Source organism: Halobellus sp. MBLA0158 (assembly GCF_041477585.1).
Lineage (GTDB): Archaea > Halobacteriota > Halobacteria > Halobacteriales > Haloferacaceae > Haloquadratum > Haloquadratum rubicundus.
In genome coordinates, this window is sequence record NZ_JBGNYA010000001.1 from 2,766,431 (window position 1) to 2,779,649 (window position 13,219).

The window sequence follows — 13,219 nt, forward strand, 5'->3', positions numbered from 1 at the left end:
TGTTAGTCTTCCTCCATCAGGTCGATGCCGATGGCGCGTTTGATCTGGTCTCGGAGGCCGCCGGCGCCCGCGCCGCCGCCGAGGGTGACAAGCGTCGGTTCGATGCTGGTCTCGACGTCGTTGCGGACGTTGCGGGAGAGATGATCGAGGTCGTCGTCGTGCATCACCACGATGCCGACGTCGTCGTCTTCGAGCACCTCGGAGACGGCCTCGTCGAGCTGTTCGTCCTTCTCCTCGTCGGGGACGTTCTGGAACTTCCGGACGCCCGCGAGGCGGAACCCCGTGGTGAAGTCCGGACTCCCGACGACGGCGATCTCCTGGCTCATAGGATCACCAGTTCCTGTTCGATCTGCTCCTCGGAGAGGCCGGCCTCGCGGCCGCGAGCGATCGCCCGGATGTTGTCGACCTCGCGCTCCTTCGCCAGGATGTACGAGGCGATCGGGGTGATCGAAAGCGGGAACACGTGGCCGAGCTGGTCGGTGTACTCCAAGAGGGCCTCGTCGAGCGCGCGCTCGAAGTCGATGAGGCTGTCGGCGTCTTCGAGGTCGTCGAGCGCCTCCGAGAGGTCGTCTCCGTACTTCGACTCGCGTATCTTCGTGACGAGCTCGTCGCGGTTCTGCGCCAGCGTCGCGAGCTCGCTCGCCGAAAAGAGCGATCCGCCGTCGATGAAGTACTCGGCGGGGTCGATGTCGGCGCCGCTCTGGGCGAGCCGGAGCGCGTTCCGTGCGTTCCGGAAGTCGATCTCGGCCTCCAGGAACTCGCGGTACTGCTGGGTCGCCTCGTCGACGGTGAGCCCCTCGAGGAGGTGGTCGTAGTACGTCCGGTCGATCGCGTTCTCCAGGGGAACGAGGACGCCCGAGTCGTCGTAGTCGTCGTAGGCGTCTTCGAGCCCCGGGCCGAAGATCGTCCCGGAGAGCCGCTCGACGACCTCCTCGATCGACGGCGCGTCGAGCAGCCGATCGAGGAAGTCGTCGTCGAACTCGCCGGCGCGGATGAGGTCGTCGGAGACCGCCTCCCGGTCGGCGTCCGAATAGAGGCCGCGGATGACGGTCTTGACGTTCCAGGCGTCGAACTTGCGCAGGTAGCGCGCGATGAGGTCGTAGAGGCGCCCGTCGGCCCAGCGGAGCAGGTCGTCGAACTGCTTCGCGAGGTTGCGGTTGAGCGCGTACTCGATGAGGTCGACGCCGGAGTGGCGGGAGCCGAGCGCGTTGATCTCCGCTTCGTAGTCGGACTCCTCCATGAACCGAGCGATCTCGGCCGGCCCCATCCGAATCAGCTTGCGGTACTCCTCGTCCCCGTACAGGGCGCTTCGACGCGCCCTGACGCGGGCAGTCACGTACTCCGGATTGGAACCGCCGGCAGTACTCATTGGTCGAACAGTTTCTCGCTCACGTCCTTGAGGTTGTCCTCCCAGACGTCCTCGAGGACCGAGTCGAAGGTGTTGTTCACCCGGACCCGGGAGCCGGTGCCCTCGACGACCACGCCGCCGAGACAGTCGTACTCGCCGGCGTACTCGAAGCCGTCGTAATCGGCGACGAGGTCTTCGAGCAGGTCCGCGTCGTCGGCGCGGCCGTAGACCGACACCGACTCCTCGCCTTCGAACTCGGCGACAGCGTCCTCGAGGAGCGCGCGCGTCAGCGTCTCGCGCTTCTCGCCGGAGAGCGCCACGAGCTCGTCTTCGACCTGCGAGCGGACGTCTTCGAGGACGTCGCGACGGGCTTCGAGCCGCTCCTGCTTCGCTTCCAGCTTCGCGCTCGAGAGCGCCTGTTCGCGCTCCTGTTCGATCTGGCGCTCTACCTCTTCCTTCCGGGCTTCGAGGAGCTCCTCGGCGTCTGTCTCTGCCGTCTCGACGATCTCCTCGGCGCGGCGCTCGCCCTGCTCACGAATGTCCTCTGCACGCGCGCGGGCTTCGTCTCGGATGTCTTCGACGACGTTGTCCAAACTCATTGATGGAAAGAGCGGGGGCGCTTAGACCAGGAATACGACGACGAGAGCGAGGATGACGAGCGTCTCCGGCAGGACGGTCAGGATCAGACCGTTGACGAAGAGGTCGTTGTCCTCGGCGATGGCGCCCATCGCGGCGGCGCCGATTCCGCGCTCCGCGTAGCCCGCGCCGAACGCGGCGAGGCCGACCGCGATCGCGGCGGCGGCGGTTGGTTCAAGAGCCGGGGCAGCTGCCTGGGTCTGCTGTAGGAGTGCTTCGAACATTGTCTTAAGTTGCGACTTGATCAGTCGTCTCCGAACGTGCGTTATTGGAGGGACACGACTCTTAAAGGTTCCCAAACTACCTCATCAGAACGGGTGTCAAGAAGCCGCATACGGCGGTATTCGTCGGTTCGGCGAATCGACTCTTCGGGCGCGGACGCCGGCCCGGGAAAACCGCGTCGGGCCGACGGAATCGGGAGCCGTCGGTCCTCGAACGAGAGGGACCGAGGGCGAGCGGCCGGCTCAGTCCTCGGTCGTGAACTGCCGCTCGTAGCCGAAGGGCTCGTACTCGCGGCCGCCGCCGTCGAAGAACTTGTTGAAGAACTCGACGTACTCGAGACGCACCGCCTGCAGGCCAGCGCTCGTGACGCCGAGCGCCAGGACGAGCAGGTGTCCGAGCACCAGCACGAGGAGCCCGATCAGGATCGTCGCCGCGTCGCCGTGGACGAGGCCGCCGAACATAATCTCGGTGACCTCGTGGCCGTGGTACATATCGCCGACGTGGGGCATGTGGCCCAGGCCGAAGTGCCACTCGGCCTCGCCGCCGTGGCCGGTGACGTAGACGCCGAAGAACAGGAGATTGACCGTGAAGGCCATCCCCGCCTTCGCGAGCAGCACCGCGGCGATCCGGGTGTACGAGAGCACGTTCACGAGCACGTTCAGGAACTCGACGACCTCGATCGGCTCGCCGGCCGCGAGCAGGATCAGACCGACGACGAAGACCAGAAGCGGCACCGTAACCGGTCCGACGCCGGGGATGGTGAAGACCTCCATCGCCGGGAAGCCGTTGAATCCGAGGGGCAGAACGCCCTCACTGGAGAACGTCGTGTAGATGAACTCCGGCGCGACAGAGCGGAGCGCGTCGCTGAAGACCCACACCCACAGGCCGTTCATCATCAGGAGCCACGAGCCGTTCTCGTAGATCGCGTGTTCGAGGTCGTGGAGTTCGAGGTCCTCGAAGAACCCGAAGATCCACGCCACGTTCAGGTGAAGGATGCCGACCAGCACGCTCACGACGAGCCAGCCGCGGGCCCAGTCGATGCCGGCGGGCGAGAGGCCCTTCTCGATCGGGGCGTGGGAGAGGCCGACGACGCCCTCCCAGAAGTACGTCGCGATGACGTGGAGGCCGAACAGCTCGCCGTAGAGGATCCCGAAGACCGCGGTGAAGATCCCCGCGGCGATCGTCACGCCGCCCATACTCCGGAACGCCGGGCTCTCGAAGTTGCTGTAGAGGTAGTACCCGATTCCGGTGTAGATGAGCCCGTAGCCGAGGTCCCCGATCATGAAGCCGAAGAACGCCGGGAACGTGAGGAAGAGCACGACCGTCGGGTCGAACTCGTAGTAGCTCGGGCGGTTGACCGCCTGCACCAGGATCTCGAACGGCTTGACCGGGCCGGGGTTGTCCTGGACGGTCGGCGGCTCGTCGTCGCCCATCACGACCGCGCTGCCGCCGTCGGCGCGGGCGTCGGCCTCCGCGCCGCCGTCAGCCGCCGCCGCACCGCCGGGGTCGACGTCCTCGCGGACGTGGTCGGTCCCGTCCTTCGAGAACGTCGCGCGTTCGAGCTCTTCGATCTCGACGCGCTCGCCGACCTCGTCCTTGATGGCGCTCGTGAACTCGGTGTAGCGCTCGCTCGGGATCCAGCCCTCGGCGACGAAGGCGTTCTCGGTCGTCGCAAAGGAGAGCGGCGCCTCCGTCTTCTGGACGTCGATCGAGAGCTTCTCCTCGGCGGCGAGCAGGAAGCCCGCGGCGTCCATCTTCTCGGCTTCGAGCTCGTTTTCGACCGTCGAGAGCTTGGATTCGAGCTGCTGTTTCTCGTGTTCGAGCTCCTTTTTGTACTCGCTCGGCGTCCCGTCGGCGTCGGGGATCTCATAGGAGTTGAAGTCCGCGCTGACGAGCGCGTCGGTGAGCGCCGACGCGTCGGCGTCCGACGTCGGGTACGCGAAGATCCCCAGCACGCCGTCGCCCGCGAAGATCTCGTGCGAGCGGATCTCCTCGGCGTCGATGACCGCGCGCTCGATCGCGTCGCGGTCGCCCTCGCCGACGGCGACCTGGAGCGTGTCGTAGCCCGACAGCAGATCGAGGTCGATCCCGAGGTCGACGAACGGGTCGATCGCGTCGATCCGGTCTTCGACGTCGCGGATGTCCTGTCGGAGCTCCTGGCGCCGGTCGTCGAGGTCGTTGACGCGGGTCCGGATCTCTTCGAGTTCCTCGTCGAGCGCCTCGTCGGTGACGATCCGGGTCGGGCCGGCGTCCTCCTCGTCGACGTCGAGGATGCTCTCCAGCGAGCGCACGGTGACGAGGCGGTCCGAGGACTCCTCGGCGCCCTCGATCGGGCTGCCCGGCTGGAAGCCCTCCCAGGAGCCGTCGTACTCGGTGACGTGCAGAAGGTTCAGGCCGTGGGCCGTCTCGATGACGTCGTCCATCACGGCCTTCGATCCCGTCACCGAGACCTTGCTCATCTGCTCAGGTCTGAGCATTTACCGCCTCCTCGAACTGACTGATCGCGTACTCGACCGCTTCCTCCTTGTTGTCCTCGGCCGACGCGATCAGTTCCTCTCGCGCTTCGGTGCCCTCCGCGAGGATCTCCTTTCGCTCTTCTTCGATCTCCTCGCGGGCCTCGGCGAGCCGCTCTTCTTCGTACTCGTCGGCCTCAGCTTCTGCGTCGGTGCGGATCTCCTCGGCCTCGCGCCGCGCCTCCTCGATGCGCTCGTCGCGGTCGTCCTCCGCCTCCGCAACGATGTCGTCGGCTTCGGACTCGGCCGTTTTGATCCGTTCGAGAACCTCTGGTCTCGGCATACTCGTATCACCGAAACGTTGCGCAAGCGCCGTATAAGGTGTTTGCGGAACTCCCTGGAGAGGCGACGGCGCGACGGCAACGGCGACGTCTGGGATCCGCAGGGTTATGATCGTCCCGTCCCAAACGCCGCCCGATGGGTGTCCTCGAAGACAAGGCCAACGCGCGCCTGTTCTACAAGTACCTCTCGAAGGTATACGACCGGATCAACCCCTTCATCTGGAACGCGGAGATGCGCGACGAGGCGCTGGAGTGGTTCGGGCTCGAAGCGGGCGACCGCGTCCTCGACGTCGGCTGCGGGACCGGCTTCGCCACCGAGGGCCTGCTCCGGTACACCGACGACGTCCACGGCCTCGACCAGAGCCGCCACCAGATGGAGAAGGCGTTCGAGAAGTTCGGGACCACGGACCGGGTGCGGTTCTACCGCGGCGACGCCGAACGGCTCCCGTTCGCCGACGGCGCGTTCGACGCCGTCTGGTCGTCGGGATCGATCGAGTACTGGCCGAACCCCGTCGACGCCCTGGCGGAGTTCCGCCGCGTCGTGGAGCCCGGCGGCCGCGTCCTCGTCGTCGGCCCCGACTACCCGAACAACCGACTGTTCCAGGAGCTCGCGGACGCGATTATGCTGTTCTACGACGAGAGCGAGGCCCAGCGGATGTTCGAGGAGGCCGGCTTCGTCGACATCGAGCACCACATCCAGCAGGCGTATCCCGGCAGCCCTCGCGCCATCACGACCATCGCGCGAGCGCCCGAGGAGTAATTTTTCCGCTCGCTTCCCCCGCATACTTCCGCTCGTATCCCATCGCGCAGGTCACACCACCCCGCGGACGCTACCGACGGTCCGTCCCTTGACGGCGACGGTCACCGAAACCGTCCGCCCCGGGGCCAGCCCCGGCGCGTTGGTCGACGCCAGTCGGAACGACGCCGACTCCCCCGCCGACCAGACGCCGTCGCCCGCGACGTTGAACGGGCCGGTCGGCCCCGCGCGGAACCCCCGCGCCGCGAAGAACGGCACCGGCGGCTGGTGGCGGAGTTCCCGCCCGTCGACGGCGACGACAAGGCGGAGGTCCGCGACCGAAAGCGGCGCGCCGGCCTCGTGGGTAAGCGTGATCGCGTCGCCGTCGAGTCGGAGCGAGAGCGCGATCGGGCCCGGGGCGTCGCCGCCCGCGTCTGCGGCGAGATCGACGCCGGCCCCGGCCGCGACGGCGTCCGCACCGGCGGCGACGACGCTGCCGAGGCCGACGCCGACCAGGAGCAAGAGCACGACACCGACCGCGGGGGCTGAAGCGCGGGCTGTCACGGGGCGTCTGGGCTCGCGATCGGTACTAAAGTCTCGGGCGGGCTCGGCTACGCGGACGCGTCCGGGGTCGGCGTCGCCGTGCCGCTCCCGCCGCTGTCGTTGATCGCGCCGTAGACGAACGGCGTCGACGTCGGCTCGACCGAGAGGAGCACGACGGAGCTCCCGTCGATGGCCGTCACCTGGTAGGTACCGGCGGGCGCCATCGTCCACAGCGAGCCGTCGGAGCCGGTCCGGCCGACGACCGAACTCCGGCCGCCCGCGGGCCCGACGGTGATCTGGGCGTCGACTGGCTCGCCGGACGTCGTGCTGTTGAGTTGGAGCCGCACGGGGCCGCCGGGGTAGGTGCGGTGTGCCGTCAGATTCAGCGCGTCCTTTTCGGCCGACACGGGCGCCCGCGTGGTCATCTGATCCAGGGGGCGGTACTGGTACTCCTTGAACACGCGCTTGCTCCCGCTGTCGACGTAGGTCACGAGGCGACCGCGCTCGTGTTCGATCGTCACGCGCGTGCTGTCGCTGTCGGGGTTGCCGAGCACGTCGTCGCGCAGGCGGAGTTCCGCCACCGTCGGGTAGGCCTGCTCTGTGGCGTTCACCGCCTCGACGAGCGAGAAGGACTCGGAGCCGCCGGTGCGGAGCGGTCCCCGGTACGCTTCACGCACGTACGTCCCGTCGCGGATGACGCCGAGGACGACGCTGTCGTCCCCCGACTGGACGAAGAAGCGCGAGGACGCGGCCTCGCCGCGGAGCACGGCGGCCGCGTAGCCGCGGACCGGTCCGGTCAGCGTGTTCAGTTCGAGCTCGATGTTGCCGAAGCGCGAGGCCGAGATCGTGAAGCCGGACGCCTCCCGAGCGAACGACTGGAGCCGCGCCCGGCGATCTTCGAGCTCGCGGGCCTCGGCGTCGATCAGCGCGAGCTCGTACAGGAGTCGCCGCGGCGAGAGGTCCCCCCGGCTGTACGCCGCGACGACTTGTCGCTGCCGCGCGCGGAGCGAGACCACGCGCTGTTCGACCGCGCTGACCTCCTGGAGCAGGTACTGCTGGCGCGTGGCGTCGGTCTCGGCCGCCTCGATCCGGGCGAGCACGGTCGTCGTCTCCAGCCGCGCGTCGGTCGTGGCCGAGGTGAACGCGAGCCCGCTGCCGAGTTCGACGTACTCGGTTTCGAGGGTGCTCCGGGCCGACGATGCCGCGGGGATGCCGAGGACATTGATCACCCGGCGCTGGGCCGCCTCGGCCTCGGCGTCGTCCAACTGGGCGGTGCCGGCGAAGTCCGCCCCGGTCGAGGCGGTCGCAGTGGCCGTACCGGCCTCCGGCGTGGGAGAGGCGATTTGGGCTCTCGGCGTCGACGACTGATCGACAGCCGGGGCTCCGTCGGCCGCCGAGAGGGCTGGCGCGCCCCCGGCCACGGCCGAGAGCGCGAGGAGGAAAGCGAGGGCGAGCGGGACGGCACGCATACCCGGACCTTCACCGTCCGATAGTAAAAAACGACGTCATACGGTCGGCCGGGCGGGCGGCGCCGACAGCGGGACGCCGTCGACGGCTGCGGCCCTCGCGAGTGGCGTGATGGAAAGCGTTTTGAGCGTTCCACGTGGACTCCCTGCAAATGCGGACACCCGCGCTGTGGTTCGCCCTCCTCCTCGTCTTCGCCGCCGTCGCTCCGGCCCCGGCGCTCGCCGCCACCGACGACCCGTCGGCGTCGGCCGCCCGGCCGCAGGTGACCGACGGCGACGGCGCCGTCCCCCGGACGAGCGTGGACATCGCGCTCCGCCCGGACCGAAGCGCGTACTGGCGGATCGAAGTCCGGTACGACCTCGAAACCGAAAACGAGACTCAGGGGTTCCGGGAGATCGCCTCGCGCTACGAGTCGGGGACGGCCGACGTGGGCCCGAGCGCCGTCCTCTTCCGATCGCTCAGCCAGCGGGCGAGCGAGGCGACCGGGCGGGAGATGGCGATCGAGAACGTCACCTACCACAGTTCGCTCGACGCCGAGGCGGGCCGCGGGACGCTCGCGCTGACGTTCGAGTGGACGAACTTCCTCCGGCAGGGCGACAACGAGACGCTCGTCCTCGACGACGCCTTCCTGCTCCCGACCGCCGAGGCCGACGACCAGCGGACCTGGCTTTCGATCTTCGATCAGAACCAGGAGATCCGGATCAGTCCGCCCGAGGGATACACCGTCTCGAGTACGAGCATCGCCGTCCAGCAGCGCGAGAGCGCCGTCGTCCTCACCCAGCCCTCCGACTTCGAAGACGAGGGGCAGCTCCGGATCACATACAGCGCGATCGGCCCCGCCGGCCGGCTGCCGCTCGGACTCATCGCGGGCGCGCTCGTCGCCGTCGCGCTCGTCGCCGGCGCGTGGGCGTTCCGCAGCGGCGGACGGGTGCCGCTCCTCGGGTCGCTGTTCGGAGCCGCAGACGAGCACGAGGAGTCGGTCGCGGTCGATCCCGACGGACCCGTCACCGAGGGGACGCACGTCGACGAACACGCCGAGAGGGTCGAAAGCGAGGATGACGCCGACGGCGATGGAGACGGCGACGAAGCCGGCGTCGATCTCTCGCTGCTCTCCGACGAGGAGCGCGTCGAGCGCCTGTTGGAGCAGAACGGCGGGCGGATGAAGCAGGCCACGATCGTCGACGAGACCGGCTGGTCGGACGCGAAGGTCTCGCAGTTGCTGTCGACGATGGCCGACGAGGGGCGAGTCGACAAGCTCCGACTCGGCCGCGAGAACCTGATCTCGCTTCCGGACGACGAGGCGGGCGCCGACGACGGCGCGGACGAAAGTCAGTGAGGTAGGTCGGGACGGAACGGGGCGGGACGGTCCGCGATCGGCTTTTCGCTTCCGGAACCTCTTTTGCCGCGCCATCCTCAGCGACGGGTAATGGAGTACCTGGAGCGTCGGGTGTCGATGGTCGAAGAGCGCCTCGAGGAGGTCGTCGAGGCGGTCGACCCCCCGGAGCTGTCCGACGAGGTCGCACACGTCGCGCTGGCGGGCGGCAAGCGCGTCCGCCCCGCCGTGACGGTACTCACGTGCGAGGCCTGCGGCGGCGACCCCGCGGACGCGGTCGACTTCGCGGTCGCGGTCGAGTTGGTCCACAACGCGTCGCTCGTCATCGACGACATCATCGACCGCTCGGACGTCCGCCGGGGGACGGCGAGCGCGTGGGCGGAGTACGGGTACGGCCCGGCGATCATCGCCTCAGACGGCCTCCTCGGCGAGGCCTTCGCGCTGCTCTCGGCGAACGACCACGCGACTCAGATCGTCGCCGAGGCGATGGTCGAGCTGGGCGAGGGCGAGGCCACCGAACTCGTCGCGCGGCCGACGAATGAGCACGAGTATATGGAGCTCGCGCGCCGGAAGACGGGCGCGCTGTTCCGCGCGGCGGCCGAGCTCGGCGCCGTCGCCGGCGACGCCGATCCCTTCACCGTCGAGGCGTTCGGGGAGTACGCCGAGCGGGTCGGCGTCGCGTTCCAGATCCGCGACGACGTGCTCGACGCGACGGCCGACGCAGAGGAACTGGGCAAGCCGACGGGCCAGGACGCCGAGATGGACCGGCCGTCGCTGGTGCAGGTCACGAAGCTCTCCGCCGAGGAGGCGAACGAGCGGGCCCACGACCAGTCCGAGCAGGCGCTCGACGCGCTGGAGGCCTCGAACGTCGGCGACAGCGAACCGCTCGGCTACCTCCAGGACCTGGCCGAGTTCGTCGTCGTCCGCGAGCGGTAAGCGGACCGGAATCGACAGCCGGCGACGCCGAGGACGCGTCGTCGATCTCAGAAGCTACCCCTTCGTCGCGTCCGCGGCCGTCGGGAACCGCGACTCCGCGATCGCGAACGCGAGCGTGCTGAACACGCCCAGCAGCGTCCCGACCGTGAGCCCGATCGCCAGCTGCGTCATCGTGAACGACTGCACCCCCGCGGCGTCCGGCGGGAGGAAGAAGCCCGAGACGACGTAGAGCACGACCGCGATGGCGACGACGTAGAAGGGCGCGTTCAGGTAGCGCCACTTGAACCGGTCCGAGAGGTACTCGTCGGTCACCTGCCCCAGGCTGGAGGTGACGCCCGCGGCCGCGAACCACTGGACCGCGCCGTGGACGAGCGCCGCGAGCACGATCGGCGGCGTCGGGTCGGCGACGGTCGCGCGCACGGTCTCGAAGAGCGCGTAGCCGCGGAAGCCGCCGACGACGAGCAAGGCCGCGGCGGCGACGTAGGTGATGAGCGTGACCCGGCCCTCGTAGAGGACTTCCCGGATCCGGTTTGCGGTGTCGTCGACGGCGTCCTCCAGGCCGAGCCCACGGAAGAGGGTGTACAGACCCAAGAGCGCCGAGATGACGCCGAGGACGACCGCGCCGGGGACGTCGAAGAGGCTCGCGATCGTGACGAACGGGTAGATGAGAAGCAGGATCCCGAGCGGGACCAGAATCGTCCCGCGGGTCTCCGGGTCGGCGAGGACCTGCTTCATCGTGTAGTACATCGACTCCAGATCCTGCGCCTGGCGGACGACGACGCGGCGCACGCTGTCGATGGGGACCCGCGAGCGGACGATCGGCAGCACCGACTCGTCCTGGGCGCCGTCTGTGATGACGATGGCGCTCACGTTCTCGCCGGTCGACAGGCCCGCGAGCACGCGGTCGATCTCCTCGCCGATCGCGCGGTTGGCCTTTACGTCGCCGCCCTGGGTCCCCGTGACCGCCGCGACCGTGACCTCCTCGTCGACGTCGGGGTCCTCGTCGAGGTCGTCGTACTCGTGGATCCCCTGAAAGAGGACGTTGACGTCGGAGTCCTCCGGGTCCGCGGTCGCGAGGGCGACGGCGGCCGACTCGACGGCCTCGCGGCTGACGACGGGGGTGTCGAGCCCCGTCTTCCGGCCGAGGTCGTCGTCGAGGTCGACACAGAGGACCAGCAGCATCCATCGAGCATACGCCATCGGAGTATATCTGTTTTCGGGACCGGCGGCTCCGCGTTCCACATAGCACGACTTTTGAGGCTCCGACAGGTACCGTAAGTCGAATGATCTCGAAGGGCTGTGAGCAGTGCGCGAAGGGGGGCAAGATGGTGCTCTTCGTCTACGGTTACTGCGACCAGCGCGACTGCTTTTACTGCCCGCTCGGCGAGAACCGCAAGAACGTCACCGACGTCTACGCCAACGAACGCCTCGTCGAGTCCGACGAGGACGTGATCGAGGAGGCAAAGCGGATGAACGCCCTGGGGACCTCGATCACCGGCGGCGAGCCCCAGGAGGCGATGGCGAAGACGACGCGGTACCTCTCGCTGTTGAAAGACGAGTTCGGCGAGGACCACCACACGCACCTCTACACCGGCATCACCGGCGGCCGGGAGAATATGCGCCGCCTCTCGGAGGCGGGGCTCGACGAGATCCGGTTCCACCCGCCGTACGAGCTGTGGGGCGACCTCCACGGGACCGAGTGGGAGGACATCCTCTACATCGCTCGCGAGGAGGGACTCACGCCCGCGTTCGAGATCCCCGGGATCCGCGCCGAAGCGGAGTTCCTGGAGTTCCTCGACGAGGGCGCCGCGGAGTTCTGCAACATCAACGAGTTCGAGATGAGCGACGGCAACTACCGCCGGATGCAAGAGCAGGGCTACGAACTCCAGGAGAACCACATGTCCGCCGTCGACGGCTCGAAAGAGGAGATCCTGGAGACGATGGGCGACCACGAGCGGGTGTACTTCTGCACCTCCGTGTTCAAAGACGCCGCGCAACACCGGAACCGCCTCAAGCGGATGGCCCGGAACATCCGGCGGCCGTTCGACGAGGTGACGGACGACGGGACGCTCGTCTACGGCAAGACCTGGATCCCGCCGGAGGAACTCGACGCCCTCGGCGTGCCCGAGGAGTTCTACACCGTCAAGTCCGATCACGTCGAGGTGGCGTGGTGGCTCCTCGAAGAGATGATCGAGGAGGGCGACGTCCCCGAGGGCGAGATCGTCGAGCAGTATCCGACCGTCGAGGGGACGGTCGTCGAGCGAACGCCGCTGGCGTAGTCTCGCGAGAGCGAGAGCGGCCGAGCCGGCAGGCGAGGCTTTTGGTCCAGGTTTTGCCGAGCGAGCGTCGCGAGCGCAGCGCAAAAGCTGGGAGCGGGACGGTCGTCGAGCGAACGCCGCTGGCGTAGGTCGATTTTTCATCGCGATCTGACGGACCGCCCGTCCGATTCCCGCGTCAGCGCCGCGTAGAGGCTCGGGACCAGCGCGATCGCGGTCCCGACGAGTAGCCAGTCGGTCAGCGGACCGCCGCGCGCGACGCCGGCGGCGACGATCCCGAGACCGAGGAGCGCGCCGCCCGCGGCCGCCCGCCGCTTCGTCCGCGCCGCGAACGCGACGCCGCGGGCCGTGCCGTAGAGCGCGGCGCCGAGTCCGGCGGCGATGCCGACCGCGGTACCGACGTACGGCGCGCCGATGGCGAGTCCTGCGACGACAAGCGCGGTCCCGACGGTGCCGCCGGCAAACACCGTCGCCGTCGGGGAGAGCGGATTGACGTCCGCGCCGTAGCGAGTGGCGTATCCCGCGGGCGGCGCGGCGAGGAGCGCGGCGATCAAGAGCGCGAAGAGGGCGCCCCGCGGAGTCGGATCGTCGAGGAGCACGCCGACGGCGCCCGCGGCGGCGACGGCGAGGCCGAGCGCGAGCACCGGCCGAGGGCGGATCGTCGCCGCGGGGTCGTCGTCGCGGAGGATCCCGAAGGCGACGAACGGGTAGGCGACGCCGGCCGCGACGACGACGGTCGCATAGAGGCCCCACCCGAGGGCGACGCCCGAGACGAGCGCGGAGAGCCCGAGGAAGACGCCGGTGACGACTGCGAACTCGGGGACGCGGCGGCTCATACGGGGGCTGGGAACGAGACGGCCGAAAGCGTTGCGGTGGGCGGCGGTCCCGACACCGGCACGGCGCTCGGGGGTGGGGACCCGCAAGCGTT

General features: G+C 68.8%; 14 protein-coding genes. 4 read left to right on the plus strand and 10 right to left on the minus strand.

The window, feature by feature from the left end:
* Positions 1-2 precede the first annotated feature (2 nt).
* The 6 genes from OS889_RS14020 to ahaH all read right to left on the minus strand — a co-directional run bounded on the left by OS889_RS14020 (position 3) and on the right by ahaH (position 5,002).
* Positions 3-326: a V-type ATP synthase subunit F gene (locus tag OS889_RS14020; protein ID WP_372390771.1), complete on the minus strand. Its 324-nt coding sequence runs from the start codon at positions 324-326 to the stop codon at positions 3-5.
* Positions 323-1,369 carry a V-type ATP synthase subunit C gene (locus OS889_RS14025; protein ID WP_372390773.1) on the minus strand — a complete coding sequence of 349 codons (1,047 nt, stop codon included), beginning with the start codon at positions 1,367-1,369 and terminating at the stop codon, positions 323-325. The genes OS889_RS14020 and OS889_RS14025 overlap by 4 nt, the downstream gene beginning before the upstream one ends.
* Positions 1,366-1,947 (minus strand): V-type ATP synthase subunit E, encoded by a 582-nt coding sequence (locus tag OS889_RS14030; protein WP_372390775.1) that lies wholly within the window; start codon positions 1,945-1,947, stop codon positions 1,366-1,368. The genes OS889_RS14025 and OS889_RS14030 overlap by 4 nt, the downstream gene beginning before the upstream one ends.
* 21 nt (positions 1,948-1,968) lie before the next feature.
* On the minus strand, positions 1,969-2,208 hold the full coding sequence (locus OS889_RS14035; protein ID WP_372390777.1) for an ATP synthase subunit C-like protein: 240 nt from the start codon (positions 2,206-2,208) through the stop codon (positions 1,969-1,971).
* 240 nt (positions 2,209-2,448) lie between these two features.
* A complete protein-coding gene (locus OS889_RS14040; protein WP_372390780.1) occupies positions 2,449-4,683 on the minus strand; it encodes a V-type ATP synthase subunit I in 2,235 nt (744 codons plus the stop codon).
* Positions 4,670-5,002 (minus strand): ATP synthase archaeal subunit H, encoded by a 333-nt coding sequence (gene ahaH, locus OS889_RS14045; RefSeq protein ID WP_372390783.1) that lies wholly within the window; start codon positions 5,000-5,002, stop codon positions 4,670-4,672. The genes OS889_RS14040 and ahaH overlap by 14 nt, the downstream gene beginning before the upstream one ends.
* Before the next feature lie 134 nt (positions 5,003-5,136).
* On the opposite strand from ahaH, the gene OS889_RS14050 reads away from it, so the two are divergent.
* A complete protein-coding gene (locus OS889_RS14050; RefSeq protein WP_372390785.1) occupies positions 5,137-5,760 on the plus strand; it encodes a methyltransferase domain-containing protein in 624 nt (207 codons plus the stop codon).
* Between the two features lie 51 nt (positions 5,761-5,811).
* Here the strand turns inward: OS889_RS14050 and OS889_RS14055 are convergent, their stop codons facing one another.
* Both OS889_RS14055 and OS889_RS14060 read right to left on the minus strand, forming a co-directional pair.
* Entirely contained in the window at positions 5,812-6,300 is a 489-nt protein-coding gene (locus tag OS889_RS14055) for a type IV pilin (RefSeq protein WP_372390787.1), read from the minus strand.
* Between the two features lie 47 nt (positions 6,301-6,347).
* Complete coding sequence (locus OS889_RS14060; RefSeq protein ID WP_372390789.1) at positions 6,348-7,748, minus strand: DUF7094 domain-containing protein; 1,401 nt, start codon at positions 7,746-7,748, stop codon at positions 6,348-6,350.
* Positions 7,749-7,897: 149 nt separating this feature from the next.
* Between OS889_RS14060 and OS889_RS14065 the strand changes: the two genes are divergently transcribed.
* Entirely contained in the window at positions 7,898-9,082 is a 1,185-nt protein-coding gene (locus tag OS889_RS14065) for a helix-turn-helix transcriptional regulator (RefSeq protein ID WP_372390791.1), read from the plus strand.
* Positions 9,083-9,172: 90 nt separating this feature from the next.
* Positions 9,173-10,015, plus strand: coding sequence for a polyprenyl synthetase family protein (locus OS889_RS14070; protein ID WP_372390793.1), 843 nt, complete (start codon positions 9,173-9,175; stop codon positions 10,013-10,015).
* 54 nt (positions 10,016-10,069) lie between these two features.
* On the opposite strand, the gene OS889_RS14075 is transcribed toward OS889_RS14070, so the two are convergent.
* The gene (locus tag OS889_RS14075) at positions 10,070-11,197 is read right to left on the minus strand and encodes a DUF373 family protein (RefSeq protein WP_372390796.1); all 1,128 of its coding nucleotides are present in this window, start codon (positions 11,195-11,197) and stop codon (positions 10,070-10,072) included.
* Positions 11,198-11,298: 101 nt separating this feature from the next.
* Between OS889_RS14075 and OS889_RS14080 the strand changes: the two genes are divergently transcribed.
* Positions 11,299-12,294 (plus strand): radical SAM protein, encoded by a 996-nt coding sequence (locus OS889_RS14080; protein ID WP_372390798.1) that lies wholly within the window; start codon positions 11,299-11,301, stop codon positions 12,292-12,294.
* Positions 12,295-12,431: 137 nt separating this feature from the next.
* Here OS889_RS14080 and OS889_RS14085 read toward each other — a convergent pair whose 3' ends face one another.
* Complete coding sequence (locus tag OS889_RS14085) at positions 12,432-13,127, minus strand: hypothetical protein (RefSeq protein ID WP_372390800.1); 696 nt, start codon at positions 13,125-13,127, stop codon at positions 12,432-12,434.
* Positions 13,128-13,219 lie beyond the last annotated feature (92 nt).

Coding starts and splice junctions, on each gene's coding strand:
- OS889_RS14020 (WP_372390771.1), bottom strand. CDS start 326: ATGAGCCAGGAGATCGCCGTCGTCGGGAGTCCGGACTTCACCACGGGG.
- OS889_RS14025 (WP_372390773.1), bottom strand. CDS start 1,369: ATGAGTACTGCCGGCGGTTCCAATCCGGAGTACGTGACTGCCCGCGTC.
- OS889_RS14030 (WP_372390775.1), bottom strand. CDS start 1,947: ATGAGTTTGGACAACGTCGTCGAAGACATCCGAGACGAAGCCCGCGCG.
- OS889_RS14035 (WP_372390777.1), bottom strand. CDS start 2,208: ATGTTCGAAGCACTCCTACAGCAGACCCAGGCAGCTGCCCCGGCTCTT.
- OS889_RS14040 (WP_372390780.1), bottom strand. CDS start 4,683: ATGCTCAGACCTGAGCAGATGAGCAAGGTCTCGGTGACGGGATCGAAG.
- ahaH (WP_372390783.1), bottom strand. CDS start 5,002: ATGCCGAGACCAGAGGTTCTCGAACGGATCAAAACGGCCGAGTCCGAA.
- OS889_RS14050 (WP_372390785.1), top strand. CDS start 5,137: ATGGGTGTCCTCGAAGACAAGGCCAACGCGCGCCTGTTCTACAAGTAC.
- OS889_RS14060 (WP_372390789.1), bottom strand. CDS start 7,748: ATGCGTGCCGTCCCGCTCGCCCTCGCTTTCCTCCTCGCGCTCTCGGCC.
- OS889_RS14065 (WP_372390791.1), top strand. CDS start 7,898: ATGCGGACACCCGCGCTGTGGTTCGCCCTCCTCCTCGTCTTCGCCGCC.
- OS889_RS14070 (WP_372390793.1), top strand. CDS start 9,173: ATGGAGTACCTGGAGCGTCGGGTGTCGATGGTCGAAGAGCGCCTCGAG.
- OS889_RS14075 (WP_372390796.1), bottom strand. CDS start 11,197: ATGCTGCTGGTCCTCTGTGTCGACCTCGACGACGACCTCGGCCGGAAG.
- OS889_RS14080 (WP_372390798.1), top strand. CDS start 11,299: ATGATCTCGAAGGGCTGTGAGCAGTGCGCGAAGGGGGGCAAGATGGTG.
- OS889_RS14085 (WP_372390800.1), bottom strand. CDS start 13,127: ATGAGCCGCCGCGTCCCCGAGTTCGCAGTCGTCACCGGCGTCTTCCTC.